We start from the raw sequence: 20,266 nt of genomic DNA, 5'->3' as shown, positions 1-20,266 counted from the left end.
ATATTAGAGAGATACTGATACTTACTGATAAACAAATCTTTTGATGCAAGTGCTAAAACCAGGACAATCATCAAAAGAAGCAGCGTATACGGGAGAATGAACCCGTTATCGTTAAGGAGAGGATGCCTCATCAGTTGCTGAAAAGGAGAAGAAGTTCCCTTCCACCTTCTCCCCTCCTTCAAATTCCAAATCCACGTGCACCCCCTGATTGATGACATCAAATGCAACCTGATCCACTGTCTGAAGGACGATTTCATGACCCCTATTATTCACCCTCCTTCTAATGGATTGATTATATTTTTCATACAGTATCGTTTCCCCATCAATGATGAAAGAGATTTGATTGGTCATTACTTTTATATCCTTTGCATTCTTTAATTCATTTCTTACACTCTCATGAAATAAATTCCATTCATAATAACGGGGCGGGACCAAATCTTGCTTGATCATTGAAAAACCTTTCATCATCAGGGGCATACTGAGGGAAATCATACAAAACAAACTAAAGCTTAAGAGAGCCTCAATCAATGTGAACCCCTTTTCATCCCGCCCCGATACACACTTCATGAAAGGCCCCTGACTCTTCATCATAGCGCACACATGCTTCACCACTCCCTCCGCTTGCCCAAACCAGCTCATACCTGACCCCCTTATAGGTTCTTGAATGGTTGACAAACTCATGTGTAACGATTGCCTCCTCCACCCCTTCCCGAAGGAATTTCAATGCTTCCACTTCACGTTGGAGCTTTTGAAGGCCGGCTGCATAATGAATGAGGAAGGGGATGAACAAGCCGCAAATCATGAGGATACAAGTAAACGCTACGAGTGTTTCCGGTAATGAGAAACCTTTAGTATTCCTGTACATAAAATCTCCCTTGGCCAATTTGGAACATCAGAAACATGGTGACATCTCCCATTTTAAAATTCACCCTGCCAAATCGGTTTGTATTCCCATCAGGATAAAAAGTGATTTCTTCCAGGCTGTTTGTCGAATTAATCACTATGCCAGCAGGTAGTTCTCTCGAAACAATCGTCTTTCTTGCGTCCGTTTTAGCAACATATTTATTTGTAAATGGATAAAAAGTGAGGAAGAGAGGTGTTTGATGATTGATACTGTAACTCTGGATCTGGTAGAGGTCTGATTCGAGCTGAGAAATGAACAGTTCCTTTTCAGTATGGTCTTTCAATGGAACGATGGAGAAACCAACCCATGATAATAAAATGGTAAAGATCAATAAGACGACGAGCATTTCAACGAGGGTATAACCCGCTTCAGCTTTTATCCCTTCATCAATCAGCAGCTGTCACCACCTTTCCCTCAGCATCGATGGAGATGGCCCTTCCGTCGGGACAGGCTTTATAGTCATCGTTCAGATAACCATCGGCAACCAGGGTAGCAATGGTCACTGGATCTGTATTCCCATCCATTTTATACGCTTCAATCTGCCCTTCCACCATATGAACGAACGCTTCACAGCCCTTGGAATTGATGGAGTTACTCTGATTGGTGACATTCGGGATCGTAACAAAAAGTAAAACGGAAATGACCAGCAAAACGATCATCATTTCGATTAATGTGAATCCTTTTTCATTTTTGAGCATAGTTTCCTCCTCGGTATGGATTTCTTTTTAGATTCCCTGCATCATCTGAAAGAGTGGCATCATGATGGAGAAATAGATCGCCATGATGAATAGACCGACAAAAGTAAAGATTGCAGGCTGGATATACTTGAGCCAGGTATGTGTTTTCTCTTCTAATTCCTGAAAGCAGATATCACTGTAAATACGAAGTTCCTCTGATAATCGCCCGTTCGTCTGCCCATGCTGAACAACGAATGACAGCTCCTCTTGGAAAAAAGGCATAGTGGAAAAACACTCATGAAACGGACTCCCGGCTTTGAGCTGTTTGATGCAGCGGCTGGAAATGTATTGTAAGGTCGGACGGAATGATTGTCTTTCGATGATGAGGAGTGATTCCGTTATGGAGACACCGCTTGAGAGCAGGAAGCTTAATTCCCTTGAAAAAAAGTGGGAATGACCGAGCTTCATGTAAGTGGAGATCAAAGGTATTCTACACAAGACAACTGAGAGCTTCACAGGGGAAATTCTCTTTTTAAAAAGGAAAAAGACGATTGTAAGAAGCAGGAGAAACAGTAACCCCGCACAGAAAATCATGGGGAAGTTCTCAATGAAGTGTAAAAGATACGTAAGCTTGGCGGAAGGTTCATAGCCCATCGAGGAATAAAGGGACTGAAATCTTGGAAATAATACCTTTCGAAGTAAGACCATCATAATGATGGATAAAAAAATTAACATGAGCGGGTATTGAAAGACTTTTTGCAATTGCTCCTGATTTTTTCTTCTTTTAATGAGATAGCTTCCTGCCTCAGACAGGGTATGTCCCATTTGGCCATGATGTTCGGCGAAAAAAATCTGTGCGCTGACATGAGCGGGGATGTTGAGTTGTTTATTCATCACGGAGGAAATGGGCTCTCCTTTTTGGAGGGAGCCGATCAATCTCTTTTTTAATTTGATGGTTTTCTTCTCTTTGGGAAGCAGGAGAAAGTCGATGGCTTCTGTAAAGGAATAGCCTTTTTGAAGGAGGTCTCCAAGCCTTTTCAGAAATTTACCTTGATCATCGCTTTTCTTCATGAACCCATTTCCTATATTCATGTTCTGAAACAAATCCGAGTGCCACCCCCTTACAAATTAAAGCCTGCAATGTGCGATACTGATGTTCCGCCCTCTCACCCCTGGCCTCCTTCAATACTTCCTTCAAAGAGCTTCCCGTAATGATTTCATAGACAGATGCCCTGTTACGGTTTTTCCCTCTAAGGCATTGACCGCCACATTCTGCTTTGCAGATTGGACAGAGAAGCTTCAGCAACCTCTGAGCAGATACTGCGAGCAGCGTCTGTTCGATATCATGCCAATCGATCCCCAGTTCCATCAAGCGATATATCGCGCCTTTTGCATCCCTTGTATGCAAGGTGGAAATCACCAAATGACCTGTAAGGGATGCCCGTATCGCAATCTCCGCCGTCTCCCGGTCCCGGATTTCCCCCACCATGATGATGTCTGGATCATGCCGCAAAATGGCTTTTAATCCCGTGGAGTACGTAATCCCTGCTTTTTCATTCACCTGGATCTGCACCATTTCATCATGCTGCTTCTCCACGGGATCCTCAAGGGTGATCACATTCCGGTTCAGGGCGACGGAACAATGGTGCACGAGGGAATATAAAGTCGTCGTTTTACCACTTCCGGTCGGTCCTGTAAACAGGATGAGTCCATGAGAATGCATTAGAAGTGCAAGAAGTTTTTTAGCTGAAGACGGGTATAGTGACATTTTTTCGATGGGAATCTGGTATTTTTGTGGAAGTATCCGAATGACGAGACTTTCTTTCAAGTGGGTGGTTGGCAGGGTGGAAATTCTGAGAGATAGGGGTGTGTTTCTTACGGTAAGGCTGAAGGAGCCGCTTTGGGGCTTACGCTTTTCTCCGATATCCATGGAGGCCATGAACTTCAGATGAGCAATCAAGCGGTCTGCCTGATCCGGGTCTATGGTCTGGAATGGAACCAGGACCCCGAGCTTTCTGAATTGAATCAAGTAATCTTTCGTTCTGGGAATCAAATGTACATCTGTTGCATCATTGCTGTACGCTTCTCCGATCATCACTTCCGATAATGATTCGACTGAGTGAAATATGGATTGGCACCACCTTTCAGTTTTCTTAAAGTATATATACGACATTAATTGGCAAAATCCTTCTTTTTTTGAAAGTTTTTTTACTATAAGCCTCTCTTCCGATTCACACTTCCACCGCCCACCCATATATTAAATAAGAAATTCAGCCATCGGAAAGTGGTGACCCCCCATGACGAAATATATGGATTATTCTTCTCCTGAAGCTCAATTCTCTTATGATGTGAATGAAAGTCCCTTATTCAAAAAAGATAATCAAAACATGATCAATATTTTAGGAGTAAATCAGCTAAATACGTTGGATAATACTTCTCTCCTTGATATTTATTTAAGTAAACATAACTTTGTAGAACCTCACTACCACCAAAATGCTGCGGAACTGGTGTATTGTATTTCCGGTGCAGCCATCGTCTCCATACTTAATCCATTTACGAAAGAAATACTAAATTATCGGATTTCGCCGGGACAAGTGGCGAATGTACCTCAAGGGTGGTGGCATTATGAAGAAGCCAGGAAGGACAATACCCACCTACTGGCTATATTTAACTCTCCCGTTCCTGAAGTTGTCCTTGGCTCCGATATTTTAAAACTCACTCCTTCAAGCGTCATGGCCAAAAATTATTGCATGAATGAAAACGCATGGATCAATACGACAGAGAAAGTGAAGCCAGGCACGTATATCGGCCCGAGTTGCTTAGAACGAGAGAGGCATTCACCAGTACGACAAACACATTTCAGTTGTCCTCCCTACTATTATCAATATCACCCAAACCCTTATTACAACAGACAATGCATTCCGAAAACATTTTAAAAACTTTTCAACCATACATGAATAGATCGTCAAAATACATCCATACTATATTTTGTAAAGACGATTCAATGGGCTATAGCCAAGCGGTAAGGCATCGCACTTTGACTGCGACATGCGTTGGTTCGAATCCAGCTAGCCCAGTAAGAAAAGCGGAGCCGGGTTGGTCAGGCCCGACAAGCATAAGATGAATCGACCGGAAAGGCGCTCTTTGCCTTTTTGGTCGATTTAGCTTATGACCTCGAGGGACTACCCGGCGGAGCTGGACATGGCAGAAAAGCGGAGCCGGGTTGGTCAGGCCCGACAAGCATAAGATGAATCGACTGGAAAGGCGCTCTTTGCCTTTTTGGTCGATTTAGCTTATGACCTCGAGGGACTACCCGGCGGAGCTGGACATACGAAAAGCGGAAGGGGCTCGCACTGGGGCGACAAGCATAAGACGAGTCACCCGAAAAGGCGTTCTTTGCCTTTTTGGGTGACTTGGCTTATGACCTCGAGCCCCAAGCCCCTGGAGCTGGACATCTCGAAAAGCGGAGGCGGCTCGTTCAGTCTCCAACAACTTAATAAACCATTGAAAAAGGCAGGCACTTGAATTTCAAGTGCCTGCCTTTCTCAATTCAACCATCTAGCTGCTTTTCTTCAATGATCTGTTTTTGTTCGCCAAACTCTGGAGTCCTTCTGGATTGTAGCCGACGACCAGCTTTTTTCCGTCTGTCAAAAGGGGCCTGCGAAGAAGTTTCGGTTCATCGATGATTAGTTTGATCACTTCCGATAATGGAAGATCGTTCACGTCTTTTCCCAAGTCTTTGAACGTTTGGCTTCTCGTGGCAAGTATCTCATCAAGACCATCTGTCGTTAAGGATAATAAATCCATTAGCTCTTTATGTGTAGGAGTCTCTCTGAATAGGTGTCTCTCATCAAAATCGACGGAATGTGCGGTTAACCACTTTTTGGCTTTGCGGCAAGAGGTACAGCTTGGATAAGTAAAAAATGTCAGCTTGTTCACTTTATTGACCTCCTTCAAATTGAACTTCTTATTAGTTAAACATATTGTATATTACTTGTATAACTTATGTACAGTAATATCACTTGGGGATTTGTGATTATTTTTTTACATAAAATGGTTCAGGATACAATACGAAGAAAAGAATAGGGTTTATGAAAGTTTCATGTTTAGTTAACAAGCATTCGTCACAAACTAACTTCAAACACATATTTACTTTTATGGTAGTATTCATTTATAATATTGAGTGATGGACTTAGGGTGCAAAGGAGGGTTACATATGGATCGTATGTTTAGAGTTCTTGGGTTTTGGACTGGTATTTTTGCCGTTATGTTCTATCTTGGTGATATGACCACGACATCATTAATCTTTTTAGGCCAAACCGGATTCTTCATTATGCTTAGCTATTTAAAACTGTCCGAACGCATGTATATTTATGTTTTCGGTGCCTACTTAACAGTGTTCTTTGCAGGTTTTACTTATTGGACGACCTTTATGATGACTCCTGGTGCAGGAGGACACTAAAAAAAATCCCTTCAGCTTTAAGCTGAAGGGATTTTTTTGTTTAGAAACCGTTTAAAAAGGGATTTGAATCCATTTCCGCTTCAATCGACGTTTCAGGACCGTGACCCGGCAACACCGTGGTATCCTCAGGCAGGGTCAATAGCTTGTCGTGAATACTTGCTAATAGTTCTTTCTGATTACCGCCCGGCAAATCAGGTCTTCCGATACTGCCCATGAATAAAGTATCTCCTGCTAATACGATTCCACATTCTTGTACATAATAAGAAATACTACCGGGTGAATGACCAGGTGTTTCGAATAATTGCAGTTGAAAATCACCAATTTTCAAGTTCTTTTCATTTGTCAGTATGTAATCTGCTGGCTTCAGTCTGATGAGTTCTCCCATCATGAATAGCTGTGATCCATTCAATGAAGGATCCAATAACCACTGAGCCTCTTTCTCATGTACATATACAGGGATGCTGAAGTGGTCCCTCAATTGATCGACTGCTCCGATATGATCAAAATGAGCATGAGTGAGAAGGATGGCTAAAGGGGACAATGATTTATTTTCCAGCCATTGAATCAGTTCCTCCCCTTCTCCACCAGGGTCGATGACCAGACAATCATTGTTAGTGTTCCATAGGATGTAACAGTTGGTTTGCAAAGGGCCTAAGGGCATTTGTTTCCATTGCAAGGTTTCCACCTCCATTTGTGATACTATTATTGTATCAGAACTTCCATTATCATAAAATTGGGTCGACATAGAAGTGTCAAACTTTTTGACCTCGACAAACAGGGGAAAAACCTATAAAATGTTAATGGGTGCATTTATGTACATAATGTTACAATAGAGTCAGAAAAACGCATTTTAATGAAAGGGGTCATATAAATGGGTCTTGTAATTATCACTTCACTGGTTACATTATTAGCTTTATTCGCAGTAGTAAGCACATTCAAAAACAAGAATGCAATGGGAATCCTTTTCTCACTGGCAACATTAGGTGTCTTTGGATGGTTTACAATTATGACTGTCCTTCACTCTGGATATCCAGGTGGCCATTAATTAAAAATGTTTCACATTAAAAAGCCTTCCACTTCATTATGGAAGGCTTTTTAATGTCCCGACTTCCACTATAGGCACCCAAAAGTACCCTATGGACCTTTTAGGTATGTACGTTATAATGATAGTAAAAATGGAACTACAAGGAAATGGGATATTCCCTAGCCTTAAAGCTGATTCTATATAGTATTCAACCATAGATGGGGAGGTCAAGATATGAAAAAATACAACATACCCGTTGAAGCTTCCTTGGAAGTGATTGGTGGCAAGTGGAAGGTCGTCATCCTCTGTCATTTGATTAAAAGCAAGCGGAGAACCAGTGAACTAAAACGTTTGATGCCTGGAATAACACAGAAAATGTTGACCCAGCAATTGAGGGAACTTGAAGCAGATGGAGTCATTAACCGGATCATTTATAATCAGGTCCCTCCAAAGGTGGAATACGAACTGACAGAATACGGATGGTCGTTAAAGGAGCCTCTGGATATGTTATGTGCGTGGGGTGAACAGCATATCGAAAAAACCTATCCCGATAAAAGTGAAGTCCTTTTGGAAAGTGAAGAAGTTTGATCGGTACCTATAAAAAGAGTGGGCATAGACGCCCACTCTTTTTGTATTCGTTAATTGTCCAATTTACGCTGGACGGAAGTAAGCTTTCCTTCCATGGTTGTTTGCTTATCCCTGCGGTCATCAATTCTGATATTGGTTGCCACACGCTGGATCCCTTGTTGGAATGGGGATTCATGAATGTCTTGAATCACTTGGAACAGAACGGGAAGTTCCCCTTCTATAATCGTATTCATGGGAGTAAGTTGAAAACGGATCTTCCCTTCCTCTTCATACCCCTTAAGGATCCTATGCAGATCCGCAACATACGAACTCACGCTGGGTGATTCCGTTCCGATTGGAATAACTGTTACATCGACTATCGCCATTATATATCTGCTCCTTCTTCTTTTAATAGTTCAACGATACTTGAGTTCTTCAAATTGATTACTTTTTCAAGTTGATTACCATATAAACACGCCTCTCCATCAGGAGAACACTTTATGGGTTCTAAAGGAAGATCATCAAACAGAACCTTTTCCTCACCGGAATTCGTGTCCCATCCTTTTAAAGAAAACGTCCCCGAGTAGGTATCAAAGGAACCTGGTTCATTGGCAACGAACGTAATCATTCGCCCCGTCTCTACTATCATATCATAATAAGGGATCAACCAATCAGAGTAACGGCTTAAGAGGTCTACTGTAAATTCCGATTGAACCTCTCCGTTAGAATGAATGAACTGATACGTAAACGGTCCTTTTTCTTCCCGTGAAAAGACAGATAACAGAGAATCGTTGAATTGATTGAAGTGGACACTATCCTCCACGATCATTTCCTTTTGACCATCGAGAATATTTTGAGCTACCAGGGGAGCTGATACGCTCACTTCATCCTTACTCCAATCCTGATAAAGGACGGAGGATGCTGATTGCCACTGAACAAACGGCTGCTCTACATCAATGGGGTCCATGGCCCCGTCCCCGATATTTACTTCAAAGACCCGAAAGCTCCAATCTTCATTAAAAGTGGTCACTAACAGAGTATCATCATTGAATGGATTCCAGGAATGAGTCAAGTCGTAGGAAGGAACGTCATTTTGAAATTGTACTTCTCCTGATCTATTGATGATCGTCAGCTGGGCTGTATAGGATGCCGGAGAGGAATGAATGAGTATTTTTTTCTTATCCGGTGAGATACTTGCGCTCACATAGGAGGGTTGTACATCATAAATCTTTTGATTGCTTCCGTCGTACACATTGTAGATATAGAAAGACGTCATACCATCCTCTTCCCGTACAGAAAGGATTTCTGAACGGGACATCCAGCCGACATTTTCTATAAATCCCTCTGCAGGAAGGATATTCACCATCAACTCTTTCTTTTGAGCCTTTTCTTTCTCTGAAGGGGAAGATTGTGTTTCTTCCGGCTGACATGCCGTTAACCACAGAATGCACATTATGAAACATATCAACACGTTACCTTTTTTCTTTTTCATCCTCTTCCCCCTTCTCCAGTATTCCATATTAATTAGTACGTTTCAGACGCAAAAATGTTTCAATAAGATTAAAAAAACATTACAAAAATTCAAAAAAAGTGATGACCAGATGTTCATACATACATCTTTAGGGTCACCACGAGAGGTTACTATTCATTTGGATGATGATTAATTTTACTCCTGATTTTCATTTTCCACAATAGATATTTATGGAACTAATATAAAGATTTTTCGAGTATTTTCTTCACTCATACCACCGATAGATAGAAACCAGTAAAATACCGGATACGTCCTGGTAGATTTCATCGAATTGTGACAGGGGCAAGGGATTAATCCCTTTTCCTAATTCAAGGGTGAATCCTGATTTCTGAAATTCTTTCACAAACCAATCCTTGTATCCTGCATAACTATCAATGTAACGGACCGATTTATATCCGCTTACTCTGGTGAAATCCTTTGCAAGTTTGGCAGCTTCTGGAGGCTCAAGTCCTTCATACCCCCAGTAAAACTCTTTTCCCTGGGTGTGCAGGGCAAGAAGTCGATCGAACTTTCCTTGCCGGGCAAGCTTAGCCATTGCGATGGCTTCAGGCTCTGAGAGGGGCTTATATCCTGGGAAATCTCTTGGAGCCGGTTCTTTCTCCTCTTTCCTTTCCTGCTCGACTTCCCATTTGGCAGGAAACTGATTGTTCAGGTCCACTCCTCTAATATTGGCTTTCCAGCCTGTAAAGTCGGTACTCCCCCGATTAAGAGCGATCATTTCATTTCTTTTATCGCCAGGGGGACCGTTCAGAACAAGGTCCACTCCATCCGGATTCACCATGGGAACGAGTGACAACGTCACATCTCCATATATGGGCAGGGTTTGTACCCCCCTCATAAGCTGACTGTTGGTTAAGGAAAGTAAATAATCATTGATAAACGTCATAAGGACAGATGTGGTGATCCACTCATTCGCATGGAAGGAAGCATTCATTTGAACTTTCTTCTTTCCGGTTCCTATCCTTATTTCGATGAGATCCCTTCCACCCACGCTTTCACCTGCAGATCTTAACTTTATAAAGGGATAGATATCTTTTAATCGTTGTACATCTCCTTCAAATCGTTGTGAGTCGTAAGCCTGTTTACCTTTGACGATGGGTGAAACCACCCTTGATGGAATCCAGATATCCGACCCTATTTGTAATCCATTTGGATTGATACCTTCGTTCAATAGAAGTAACGCGTCGACATCGATGTTACGGTTTTGAGCCAGGGACCAGAGAGAGTCACCCTGATTAATAGAATGACTTTCTTTCCTGAATCCTGGAAGTTGTATCTCTGTACCGATTTTCAATCTATTCGGATCAACGGAAGGATTTGAATCGATGATTAACTGGACCGGGATATAAAACAGCTGGCTGTAGTACCAGAGGGTATCGCCACTGCGCACTTTCACTTTCATGATGGAACCTCCCCATTCATATGTCCTTACTTACATGTATGAATGGTTCATCGATTCATGACAAAAAAAAGCCTGCGAAACCTTTCGCAGGCTTGTACTTTATGATTCATCTTCATCACGATATTCGGTTTCCCCATAAAAGCGGAGCAGATCTCCATAAATGATCTTATCGGAGTATCCCAGCTCATTATTGACACGCTCTTTAAATGGTTCACAGAACTTCATATCGGTTTTTTCTTCTGTTTCCTTATTCCAGCATTTTTCGCCTGCATACACATAGTCTTTCGTGATGAACCGGCCGTCACGGAGTATGGCCAGGTCTTCATGGTCATCTGAGAAGAGATCCGAACCAAATTGAATGTCCTTTTTAGTCTCGATCCCGAGAAGATGCATGATGGTCGGCTTTAAGTCGATTTGTCCGGACACCTTGGAAATGGTCTTTCCTTCCTCACCGGGAACATGGATGATCAGCGGCACCTGTTGAAGCTGAGTGCTTACAAATGGTGTGATGTCTTTACCAAGATATTGACTCATCGCTTTGTTATGATTCTCTGAAATCCCATAATGGTCCCCATACATCACGATGACGGAATTGTCATACAAACCGGACTCCTTTAAGTCCGCAATGAAGTTCTTCACCGCTTCATCCATGTAACGTACGGTCTGGAAATAACGATTCACCGTACCGTCATGGGAAGAGTAAGGATCAATTAACTTATCTTCTTCATCAAGCGTGAAAGGGTAATGGTTCGTTAATGTAATCATCTTCGTACTGAACGGTTGAGGCATTTGTTTCATATGCTCCACGGACTGCTCGAAGAACGGGATATCCTTCATCCCCCAGTTCACGGAGTTGTCTTCTGTCACATCATAATCCGGTAACGAATAATACCGGTCATATCCCAGGGAATCATACATGATGTCACGATTCCAGAAGCTTTTATTGTTTGCGTGCATGGCCGATGTATAATATCCGTTCTCCCCAAGTTTTTCCGTCATGGAATCAAACTCATTCCCGGAATGGGTGAAGAAAACCGCTCCACGGTTCAACGGATAAAGGGAGTTGTCCATGATGAACTCGGAATCAGACGTCTTTCCTTGCTGAGTTTGATGGTAGAATTGATCAAAGTAGTAGCTTTCCCCTATGAAATCATTAAGGAAAGGCGTGATCTCCTGGCCATTCACTTCACTGTTGATGACAAAATTCTGCAGTGATTCAAGGGAGACAATGATTAAGTTCTTGTCTTTCGCTACCCCGAACATTTCCTTATCAGGTTCGCTGTAACCCGCTCTGACGTAGTTGTCGATATCTGCGAGTTCACTTCCATCCGCAAGGGCTCTCTGGGCGGAAGACTTGGATTGCAGAAAAAGATCGTATACATGATAATTATACGTTCCGATATTCTTGACCAGCATTTCACGGTCAAATGTCCTGGTCAGAAGCTGCGGCCTTTCCGATTCTGCCAATCCCAGGTTAAAGAAAACCAGTGCTGTTGCAACGAGGAAATAAGCACGGCGATTGGCTTTCGAGTAGTTCTGTAAAGAAAACCAGGTTGGTTTCAACTTTATGATGAGAATTAATGCGATCACATCGGTGAAATAGAAAAGGTCCTTCCAGCTCATGATTGCACTGGCACTAGATCCCAAATCAGAGAAATTACTCGTTTGGAAAAGGACGGGCAGTGTCAAAAAGTCATCAAAGAATCGATAAAATACTACGTTTCCGTATAGGATAAATGAAAGGACGAAGCTTGCAGTGATGATGTACCGGGTGCGTGACTTATCCTTTTTAAGAAGTAACCCCACTCCGAAGATGAAAAGTAAAAAACTTAGCGGGTTAATGAATAGAATCAGTTCCTGTAGTGCATTTTCGATCTTTATGTCAAAACTCGTTTTATAGACAATATACGTTTTGATCCAAAGGAACAATGCAGCGAGTATGATAAGTGGTACCTTTGGTATTTTCTTTATATTCATTTATTCAACCTCCTTGCTACAAACGGTTCTATCGTATGTAACACTTTCATGATTTTAATAGGGATAACATTCCGAACGAAATCTTGACTCATCTTCATTATTTATTTACATAACGTCAAACGTGGATACATAATGGGGGTGTATAATGGTTGATGCCTTATTCTCCTACCCATACTATTAGACGGATGAAACCATGAATAGTTTCAATAAAACAGCATTAATTAAAAACAGTCCATTTGTCATTAGGTGTTTTAGACTACTATTCTAAATACAAAAAGAGAACCCTCCATAAAGGAAAGCTCTCTTTCAATTTCACTTTGTGGTCAAATCAGATCTTGTTCTTGACCAGCCAGGCTGCCCCGATAACACCGGCATCATTTCCAAGCGTGGCAATACTTAAGTGTGTAGAGGTACGGACAGTCGGGAATGAAAACTGTTTAAAGAATTTAACGACCTGCTGTAATAAGATGTCCCCTGCTTTAGAGACTCCCCCACCGATCACGATTTTTTCAGGGTTCAGGCCATTCCCGAGATTTGCAAGGGATAAACCGAGATAGAAAGCTAATTGATCAATGACTGCCAGGGCTAGTCCATCTTGGTCCCTTGCCGCATCGAAGATATCCTTGGCGCTGATTGATCCGTGAGAATCCCTTAGTGCACGAAGCGTTGATTCTTGCTCAGTGGCATCCAATTTTTCATTTGCGAGTCGGACGACACCGGTCGCTGAAGCAACGGTTTCAAGACATCCTGTCTTCCCGCAATTACATTGATATCCGCCTTCCGGTACGACGGTGATATGGCCGATTTCACCACCTGCTCCTTTTACACCGTGGACGATATCGCCATTTGTAATCACACCGCCTCCGACACCCGTCCCCAATGTCACACAGACAATGTCCTTCGCCCCGTCTCCAGCACCCTTCCACATTTCACCGAGTGCTGCACAGTTTGCATCGTTGTCAATGACTGCGTGCAACCCTGTTTCGACTTCAAGCAGATCTTTTAATGGCGTATTATTCTCCCATCCTAAATTGACCGCTTCATAAATGATTCCTTTTGCCGTATCGACAGGTCCAGGTGCCCCCATTCCGATGCCAACCAATTTATCTCTGCTTTGATCCAATTCCTCGAGCTTTTGATCGATCGCTTTTGCAATATTCACAATGATATTTTTCCCGTTTTCCGATTTATCAGTGGGGATTTCCCATTTATGTAGTAGCTCTCCGTATTTACTTAAAAACGCGATCTTCGTCGTCGTTCCCCCTAAGTCAACTCCAACTAACCATTTTTCTGTCATCATTATCACCTGTCCTGTTTTTCTTTTTCCATTTCTATTTCATGACGCAACAAAAATAAAGCGGTCTGAAAATCCCGGGTATCAATCAGTTGGGATTGATAGAGTTCCTTTAATTCGCCTTCCATTAGTTGCAGGTCGGAAAGACGATGCCCAACATATATGATCGTTCCATAACTTTTGAGGAGCTGTTGGATATCATAAATCGTTTTCATGCATACACCTGCTTTCTCTTCTTCCTTATAAAGTATAAGTGAAAACTGGTTTCTTCTCAATCCTAAACAAACCAGTACAGAGAACACAAAATAAAAAGAGATTTCCTTAAAGGAATATCCAGTAAGAAAATCTCTTCTCTATCATTTCTAACGATCCGGATCTTTCGGATGCAAAAATCGCGGCCGCCTGTTTTTTAGGGGGATCGGGGAACGAAGGAATACATCCCTGAATGCCCTAAGATTAAATGGTATAAATGGCCACATATATGGAATGCCAAACGAACTCATTCTTGAAAGCATGATGATCCATAAGAATACACCCACTACAAATCCATAAACACCAAATAAGGCCGTGCAAATCAATAGGAATATCCGCACCAGTCGATTAGCCAGACTCATCTCATAACTCGGGGTAGAGAACGTTCCGATTGCAGCGATGGCCAGGTAAAGAATGACTTCATTAATGAACAGCCCGACTTCAACGGCAACCTGCCCAATCATCAAAGCTGCAACGAGCCCTAGGGCGGTAGCAAGGGAAGACGGGGTGTGGATGGCTGCCATCCTCAAAATATCGATCCCCAGTTCAATGATTAAAAATTGAAGGAATAACGGGACTTCCCCAACATCGTTCGGACCAATATAAGCCAACGATTCCGGCAGCAGCTCCGGGTGAATCGCAAATAAATAATAAAGTGGCAGTAAAAAGATCGATGTCCACACCGCAATAAACCTTACAAAACGCAGATAAGCCCCTACAGAAGGTTTATTCCTGTATTCCTCCGCATGCTGGAGATGATGCCAAAACGTGGTCGGTGTGATGAGGACACTCGGGGAACCATCCACCATGATGAGGACATGTCCCTCATATAGGTGGGATGCCGCAGTGTCAGGCCTTTCCGTGTACCGGACCAGCGGATAGGGATTCCAGTGCCGTCCCGCAATATACTCCTCTAACGTTTTCTCCCCCATGGGAAGACCGTCTGTATCGATCTTCGAGAGAGAATCCTTGATTTTATGCACTAAATTAGGGTCGGCTATGTCTTCTATATAACTGACCACGATATCCGTTTTGGATCTTCTGCCTATTTGCATGTATTCCATCCGAAGAGAGGGATCGCGCACCCTCCGTCTTGTCAATGCTGTATTAAATACAATCGTCTCGACATATCCGTCCCTCGAACCCCGTACGACCCGTTCTAAGTCAGGTTCCTGAGGCCCTCTGACAGGGTATGTCCTTGCATCAATCATAATTACCTTGTCAATACCGTCCACGACAAGAGCTGTCGGACCTGCCAATACTAAATCGATCACCTGATTCAAGTCATCTACTTGTTCAATCTCAATATAAGGAATATACGTCTTCAAAAGCTTTTCCAGAGTGTCCTCTTCCAATTGTTCAGGACTGAGTCCAGATAAGAGCTTCATCAGATAATGCATGATATCATCTTTAACGAAGCCATCCACTAAAAACATGGCCATTTTTCTTTCTGCATACTCCAGATCCAATTGAATGACATCAAAGCTCTTGTCCACTGCTAAGGTGTCCCTTAAATAATTGGTGTTTTCTTCAATCTGAGTAGAGACAGGCTTTTTCTTTTCATTCGACATTAGCCTTCACTCCCAATACCTTTACATGATTTTCCATCCCTACCATCCTAGACAAAGAAGCCTGAAATCATACATCCTATCATATTCAATTCCATCGATTCATACTATGTAGAAAATGGACAAACCACTGGAGTGAACAAAATGAAGGATAGGCTGAAAGAAGCAATGCCATTTCTGGTGATCATATGTATAGTGGCCCTGGGCATTCAATTTATTTACAAGCCGCAAACCAGGGAGAGCATCATTTTTTTTCCCATCAATGAGAACGTATCGTATGAATCGGCCACAACGATTCTCATGCTCCAACCGGAAAAGAAAAATGATCATTATGAAGTGAATTGGAAGGTATCTTCAAAGCTTGATACTCCCGCTTATTTACGTCAGGATGTCGGTTTTATATATATGAACGGGAGATTGAAGGGTCTGATGAATGAATGGGAACAAGATACCGATCAGATTGTAGAGGAATCGATCATAAAGGGGAAAGATAGCAGCATTCTTCAGGCTGTATCTTTTCACTATTCAGAAATACACGAATCGGACACAGAGTTCACCAGTGCCCAGAAAATGTCCGAAGATACCCTGTACGTGATTGATTCCAATTTCAGCCCTTTGAATGCTTTCAGGCAACCGGGGAATGGCGTAGAAAAAGAGTGGAAGAATATCCTGGACAAGGTGACCTCCCAACAACTCGAATATTTATGGGAAAAGGCGATCACCTCATTGGGTATCCCTGGCGAAGAATACACCCCCATCCCCCTGACCAGTCTCCCGATGTATGACGGCCGTCCCTTGGAAGGCTATACCAGACAGGAATGGGATCGCCTGATCGGTAACCTTTGGGAAGGACTCTATAAAAACTATTATTTAGGAATTAAAAAAGAGGACGGCTCTATCGTGGAATCCATCGACAGTGCCATTCCTCTCCTATTAGTAAAAAAAGATAAAAAGGAAGTGCTTGTGCTCCTCGTTGATCAAAACGGGGACGCGTCCTTACTCAGACAGCTGATATCTTAATCGCTCCCTTGCAACTCTTTATAAAGTTTTTCATAATTCTTATCCTGCCTATTTAATTCATAGGCTTTTTTTGCGTGGTGGAGAGCTTCTTCACTTTCCCCGGTATCGATCAATATCAACGCAAGATTGTAGTGGGCTTCATGAAAGCGATCGTCTTCTTTTAGTGCAGCTTTCAAATGCTTCTTTGCCGGTTCTAATTTATTCTGCTTAATTTCAGCATATGAAAGATAGAAATAGGTTTGTGCATTCGGAGCCCCTTCTTCCACTACAGGGGTTAGAAGGTCCTCTGCTTCTGCCCACTCCTGATTCGATATCTTTTCCTGGGCGACCCCATTCGCCGTATCGACGTCCCAGGAACTTGAATCGTCTCCGATGCCATTCCATACCAATATACCTGTTAACAGAATGCTTCCAAGAAGAAACAGGAGCTGCCGCACCGGCCGGTTGGCATTTGGCAGACTGACGATCCCTGCCGCAAGGAATCCTCCGATAAGACCCCCGATATGGCCCGCGTTGTCAATGCCTGGAAGGCTGAATCCCAGGACCAGATTCAATAAGATGACCGCAATGATATTAGTTCCCATGGTGCGGAAGAAAACATTTGGATGTAATACCCCAAAGTACAGTAGAGCACCGAAACAGCCAAAGATCGCCCCACTCGCCCCTGCTGAAAGATTGGATGTAAACAGGAAGCTTGCCAGCGTACCTGCGATTCCTGACAGCATATAAATGAGAACGAACCGGATCCGGCCGAACATTTTCTCCACTGCCATTCCGAGATAATAAAGGGCCAGTGTGTTCATCAAGAGATGCAGTAATCCTATATGCAGGAAGATCGGTGTGACGAGGCGCCACCATTCCCCTTCAATCATAAGAGGATTATATTTTGCACCGAATTGAATGAGCGTCTCCGGGTCTTTACTCCCTCCATTCATTTCAAGAATGAGGAACATGATCACTTGAACGGCGATAAAGAGATAAGTAAAAAAAGGTTTCCCTCTCTCAAATAGCTGTCTCTCTTGCTGAATTTGTTTGGAGGAAGACGTCATGGTCATATTTTTGATCCACTCTACATTTGCCTCCAACACTTCAGGGGGAAGCTCCCAATCTCCATCATGGAAGAGTGGGTGGCTTTTAAGCTTTTCCACACTTTCATCACCATCAAGGAGAATAGGCTGTATGGTTGTTTTATGACGGTTCAGCGGGTCCAGGAACAGACTTGGATCCCCATCGACGGGTGGATAAGTGGATATGTAGAGATTCTTTATGTGAAGCTGCCTTTTCCTCAGGGTTTTCCTGATCTTTTCTCCATTCATGGAGGTCAATTCCAAATCCCTCTTGACCCAGTTACCCCAATCCAGGTCCTTTCGAACGATCCGGACGATGTTTCCTTCTTTCATGCCTGAATTCTCCAACCAAATTTCATCCTGGTCGGGGGAAAGATTCAGGATCCGATACTGTTTATATTCCACTAAATAGTGGGCAATTTCCCAAAATAAATAATGATATCGTAAATCCACAACATCCACTACTTTCTTTTACTCTTTTAACCTACCTGAATTCCAACGTGCCTCTCCCTACTATACCTAACCTGTTTTTGATGTGTAAACAAAAAAGGCTGCAGGAATGGGGTATGACCCTCCTGCAGTCCTTTTTGTTTGGTCAAGAGCGGAATGCGCCCTGAATGAATTTCGAGCGTATACCGGGTATTCCCATGGCCGCTCTTACGGCAAATTTGCGTAGTAGAAAATTGCCTAATAACAGGTTTAACAAACGATATCGATTCGGAACCAGAAAAAGAACCAAACCTCCGAGCACTAACCATTTTGTCCATCCGTTCATCATGATCCCTCCTGTTTATAGTTTGGATCATAACAGATTAGCTTATCCCATAAATTTTTCTAAACCTGGGATTTTTTTGCCCGCTACCAATAAAGGAGAAGCAGGATCACTCCGGACATTATGCTTGAAAAGGCATTGACCAATTCATTGTTCATCCAGTAGCCCTTCGTTCTTTCGGTAGGCTGTCCGCAGTGGACAGTCGATTCCGTCTGTATCCCGCACACCCGGCACCTGTAATCCAATTGTACATATGCCCCCAAGCATGTATCCAGGAGATTTCCAAGAAACCCGGAAAGTGTGATCAATATAAAGAGCGTGGCATCCATACTACCGGGCATGAACAGGGCTGTCAGTGCGATAAAGGCTGCACCCATGACCGCCGCTATTGTACCGATGGGGGATACCGCTCCCGATGTGCCTTTTGGAACTCTCTCGAAAGACCTTATGGAAAAAGGATGTTTTCGACTCAGGGGACCGATTTCAGATGCCCATGTATCCGAATTCGCCCCTGCAATCGAAGCAACAAAAGCAAATGTCCATACGCTTTCCCCAGTCAAGCTGAACAACAGGGCAAAAAGTGCAGCAGGACCGCCGTTTGCCAATACTTGCTGCCAATCCCGTGTGGAGGTCTTAGCAAGCCGGTCCTCGATGCCGATCTTGTCCTTCTTAAATAGATGAGACCATATACTTGAAGAAAGGAAGAATGCCCCCAATACAAACAAGCCCCGGAAACCATAGGCAAACCCAATGACAAGCCCGACCACCACAGCCATCCAAGCCCCAGATATACTTAAATTCCTTGTTCTCCATCCACCAATCGCGATGGCAAGGATAAAGAGAAGGAGCAGGAATAACTCAATCTTCACAATCGATCCGTCTCAAATCCGTCAGTATGGTTGACACCTGCATATCGAAGGATTCGATCGGCAATGATTCGACCATTTGCTCTTCGAAGGCAAGGGACATTGTAGTTCCTGAAAAGGATGAAAGCAGTCGGTCATAATATCCCCCACCAAATCCAAGACGATAACCCCCGGTTGTATAAGATAAACCCGGGACGATCATCAATTCAATCGATTCATTATGTACAGCGACGGAATTTGCGGGGTCCGGTTCAAATAAATTGAAATATGATTGTTCCAACTGATGAAAATCATTCAGTTTATAAAAAATTAACCGGCGGTCCTCCGGGAGGCACTTTGGCACGACCATTGTCTTCCCTTCTTCCCAGCCCCTCTTAATGATATTCCATGTATCGAGTTCCGGAGGCTTTGAAATGGTGATCGAGACCGTACTGCTTTGCTTCCACTCGGGAGACCCAAAAAGACGTTGTTCTATTTCGAAACATTTTTGTTGAAATGCAATATGACCAATGGATTTTAATACTTGCAGCTGAGATTTCCGCTTTTCCTTTTTAGACATATGATCCCTCCATGCTTACTATCATGAAATTATTTTAATGGATTTCCAGTCGAAATGCGACAGCCAGTCCACCACTTTTCAGAAAAGGCATTACTCTGGAACCAAATAAAGCATAAAAAAAAGCAGCGGATAAAATCCGGCTGCTTATTTCGTTTCGCGGTGAAGAGTCACACGCTTTAATTTCGGGCAATATTTTTTTAGCTCTAAACGGTCTGGGTTGTTACGCTTGTTCTTAGTAGTAATATAGTTACGCTCACCAGTTTCTGTGCAAGCCAAAGTAATGTTTACACGCATTATAATTTCCCTCCAAACATATACATCTTC

The 20,266-nt window shown here is 42.9% G+C and carries 25 protein-coding genes and 1 tRNA gene; 6 read left to right on the top strand and 20 right to left on the bottom strand.

Translation table 11 applies throughout. From position 1 onward, the window contains the following. Window positions 1-111 precede the first annotated feature (111 nt). From comGF to comGA, 6 genes are read right to left on the bottom strand one after another with little or no spacing between them, the layout of a single operon-like run. Window positions 112-567 (bottom strand): competence type IV pilus minor pilin ComGF, encoded by a 456-nt coding sequence (gene comGF / locus ATG71_RS12585; protein ID WP_179886529.1) that lies wholly within the window; start codon window positions 565-567, stop codon window positions 112-114. After that, window positions 542-865 (bottom strand): type II secretion system protein, encoded by a 324-nt coding sequence (locus ATG71_RS23385; protein WP_179886528.1) that lies wholly within the window; start codon window positions 863-865, stop codon window positions 542-544. The genes comGF and ATG71_RS23385 overlap by 26 nt, the downstream gene beginning before the upstream one ends. Then, on the bottom strand, window positions 849-1,283 hold the full coding sequence (gene comGD, locus ATG71_RS12580) for a competence type IV pilus minor pilin ComGD (RefSeq protein ID WP_286163132.1): 435 nt from the start codon (window positions 1,281-1,283) through the stop codon (window positions 849-851). The genes ATG71_RS23385 and comGD overlap by 17 nt, the downstream gene beginning before the upstream one ends. 7 nt (window positions 1,284-1,290) lie before the next feature. Beyond that, a complete protein-coding gene (gene comGC / locus ATG71_RS12575) occupies window positions 1,291-1,602 on the bottom strand; it encodes a competence type IV pilus major pilin ComGC (RefSeq protein ID WP_098439878.1) in 312 nt (103 codons plus the stop codon). A 27-nt stretch (window positions 1,603-1,629) separates the two neighbouring features. After that, complete coding sequence (comGB, locus tag ATG71_RS12570) at window positions 1,630-2,652, bottom strand: competence type IV pilus assembly protein ComGB (protein WP_179886527.1); 1,023 nt, start codon at window positions 2,650-2,652, stop codon at window positions 1,630-1,632. Next, window positions 2,636-3,754: a competence type IV pilus ATPase ComGA gene (gene comGA / locus ATG71_RS12565; protein WP_098439876.1), complete on the bottom strand. Its 1,119-nt coding sequence runs from the start codon at window positions 3,752-3,754 to the stop codon at window positions 2,636-2,638. The genes comGB and comGA overlap by 17 nt, the downstream gene beginning before the upstream one ends. A 124-nt stretch (window positions 3,755-3,878) precedes the next feature. Between comGA and ATG71_RS12560 the strand changes: the two genes are divergently transcribed. Beyond that, window positions 3,879-4,517 carry a cupin domain-containing protein gene (locus tag ATG71_RS12560; RefSeq protein WP_098439875.1) on the top strand — a complete coding sequence of 213 codons (639 nt, stop codon included), beginning with the start codon at window positions 3,879-3,881 and terminating at the stop codon, window positions 4,515-4,517. 69 nt (window positions 4,518-4,586) lie between these two features. Beyond that, window positions 4,587-4,658, top strand: a tRNA-Gln gene (locus ATG71_RS12555). Window positions 4,659-5,139: 481 nt separating this feature from the next. Here ATG71_RS12555 and ATG71_RS12550 read toward each other — a convergent pair. Continuing rightward, on the bottom strand, window positions 5,140-5,520 hold the full coding sequence (locus ATG71_RS12550) for a Spx/MgsR family RNA polymerase-binding regulatory protein (protein ID WP_098439874.1): 381 nt from the start codon (window positions 5,518-5,520) through the stop codon (window positions 5,140-5,142). A gap of 277 nt (window positions 5,521-5,797) precedes the next feature. On the opposite strand from ATG71_RS12550, the gene ATG71_RS12545 reads away from it, so the two are divergent. After that, the gene (locus ATG71_RS12545) at window positions 5,798-6,043 is read left to right on the top strand and encodes a DUF2626 domain-containing protein (RefSeq protein ID WP_034757675.1); all 246 of its coding nucleotides are present in this window, start codon (window positions 5,798-5,800) and stop codon (window positions 6,041-6,043) included. A 40-nt stretch (window positions 6,044-6,083) separates the two neighbouring features. Here ATG71_RS12545 and ATG71_RS12540 read toward each other — a convergent pair whose 3' ends face one another. Beyond that, on the bottom strand, window positions 6,084-6,719 hold the full coding sequence (locus tag ATG71_RS12540) for an MBL fold metallo-hydrolase (protein ID WP_098439873.1): 636 nt from the start codon (window positions 6,717-6,719) through the stop codon (window positions 6,084-6,086). A gap of 195 nt (window positions 6,720-6,914) precedes the next feature. On the opposite strand from ATG71_RS12540, the gene ATG71_RS12535 reads away from it, so the two are divergent. Both ATG71_RS12535 and ATG71_RS12530 read left to right on the top strand, forming a co-directional pair. Beyond that, window positions 6,915-7,088: a DUF2759 domain-containing protein gene (locus tag ATG71_RS12535; protein ID WP_034757672.1), complete on the top strand. Its 174-nt coding sequence runs from the start codon at window positions 6,915-6,917 to the stop codon at window positions 7,086-7,088. A gap of 213 nt (window positions 7,089-7,301) precedes the next feature. Next, window positions 7,302-7,655, top strand: coding sequence for a winged helix-turn-helix transcriptional regulator (locus ATG71_RS12530; protein WP_034757670.1), 354 nt, complete (start codon window positions 7,302-7,304; stop codon window positions 7,653-7,655). A 50-nt stretch (window positions 7,656-7,705) separates the two neighbouring features. Here the strand turns inward: ATG71_RS12530 and ATG71_RS12525 are convergent, their stop codons facing one another. The 7 genes from ATG71_RS12525 to ATG71_RS12495 all read right to left on the bottom strand — a co-directional run bounded on the left by ATG71_RS12525 (window position 7,706) and on the right by ATG71_RS12495 (window position 15,661). After that, complete coding sequence (locus ATG71_RS12525; RefSeq protein WP_098439872.1) at window positions 7,706-8,020, bottom strand: MTH1187 family thiamine-binding protein; 315 nt, start codon at window positions 8,018-8,020, stop codon at window positions 7,706-7,708. Next, the gene (locus tag ATG71_RS12520) at window positions 8,020-9,126 is read right to left on the bottom strand and encodes a YqgU-like beta propeller domain-containing protein (RefSeq protein ID WP_098439871.1); all 1,107 of its coding nucleotides are present in this window, start codon (window positions 9,124-9,126) and stop codon (window positions 8,020-8,022) included. The genes ATG71_RS12525 and ATG71_RS12520 overlap by 1 nt, the downstream gene beginning before the upstream one ends. 244 nt (window positions 9,127-9,370) lie before the next feature. Next, window positions 9,371-10,567: a M14 family metallopeptidase gene (locus ATG71_RS12515; RefSeq protein ID WP_098439870.1), complete on the bottom strand. Its 1,197-nt coding sequence runs from the start codon at window positions 10,565-10,567 to the stop codon at window positions 9,371-9,373. A 99-nt stretch (window positions 10,568-10,666) separates the two neighbouring features. Continuing rightward, window positions 10,667-12,544, bottom strand: a complete 1,878-nt coding sequence (locus tag ATG71_RS12510; protein ID WP_098439869.1) for an LTA synthase family protein — start codon at window positions 12,542-12,544, stop codon at window positions 10,667-10,669. Window positions 12,545-12,872: 328 nt separating this feature from the next. Then, the gene (locus tag ATG71_RS12505) at window positions 12,873-13,841 is read right to left on the bottom strand and encodes an ROK family glucokinase (RefSeq protein WP_098441820.1); all 969 of its coding nucleotides are present in this window, start codon (window positions 13,839-13,841) and stop codon (window positions 12,873-12,875) included. 5 nt (window positions 13,842-13,846) lie between these two features. After that, on the bottom strand, window positions 13,847-14,053 hold the full coding sequence (locus ATG71_RS12500) for a YqgQ family protein (RefSeq protein WP_098439868.1): 207 nt from the start codon (window positions 14,051-14,053) through the stop codon (window positions 13,847-13,849). A gap of 147 nt (window positions 14,054-14,200) precedes the next feature. Beyond that, entirely contained in the window at window positions 14,201-15,661 is a 1,461-nt protein-coding gene (locus tag ATG71_RS12495; RefSeq protein ID WP_098439867.1) for a spore germination protein, read from the bottom strand. A 141-nt stretch (window positions 15,662-15,802) separates the two neighbouring features. Here ATG71_RS12495 and ATG71_RS12490 point away from each other — a divergent pair, with 141 nt between their 5' ends. Beyond that, entirely contained in the window at window positions 15,803-16,678 is an 876-nt protein-coding gene (locus ATG71_RS12490) for a hypothetical protein (protein ID WP_098439866.1), read from the top strand. Here the strand turns inward: ATG71_RS12490 and ATG71_RS12485 are convergent. From ATG71_RS12485 to rpmG, 5 genes are all read right to left on the bottom strand, one after another. Continuing rightward, a complete protein-coding gene (locus ATG71_RS12485; protein ID WP_098441819.1) occupies window positions 16,675-18,198 on the bottom strand; it encodes a rhomboid family intramembrane serine protease in 1,524 nt (507 codons plus the stop codon). The genes ATG71_RS12490 and ATG71_RS12485 overlap by 4 nt on opposite strands. A 142-nt stretch (window positions 18,199-18,340) precedes the next feature. After that, window positions 18,341-18,523: a hypothetical protein gene (locus ATG71_RS12480; protein ID WP_318019851.1), complete on the bottom strand. Its 183-nt coding sequence runs from the start codon at window positions 18,521-18,523 to the stop codon at window positions 18,341-18,343. Window positions 18,524-18,603: 80 nt separating this feature from the next. Continuing rightward, window positions 18,604-19,386 (bottom strand): DUF92 domain-containing protein, encoded by a 783-nt coding sequence (locus ATG71_RS12475; protein WP_286162993.1) that lies wholly within the window; start codon window positions 19,384-19,386, stop codon window positions 18,604-18,606. Next, complete coding sequence (locus ATG71_RS12470) at window positions 19,376-19,942, bottom strand: 5-formyltetrahydrofolate cyclo-ligase (RefSeq protein ID WP_098439865.1); 567 nt, start codon at window positions 19,940-19,942, stop codon at window positions 19,376-19,378. Before ATG71_RS12470 ends, ATG71_RS12475 begins: the two co-directional genes overlap by 11 nt. Window positions 19,943-20,086: 144 nt before the next feature. Further along, a complete protein-coding gene (gene rpmG, locus ATG71_RS12465; protein WP_064091498.1) occupies window positions 20,087-20,236 on the bottom strand; it encodes a 50S ribosomal protein L33 in 150 nt (49 codons plus the stop codon). Between the last annotated feature and the right edge of the window lie 30 nt (window positions 20,237-20,266).

It is taken from the genome of Bacillus sp. es.034 (genome assembly GCF_002563655.1).
Lineage (GTDB): Bacteria > Bacillota > Bacilli > Bacillales > Bacillaceae_B > Rossellomorea.
Note: the sequence above shows the minus strand (reverse complement) of the source record. Positions and strands in the feature narration are given on the sequence as shown.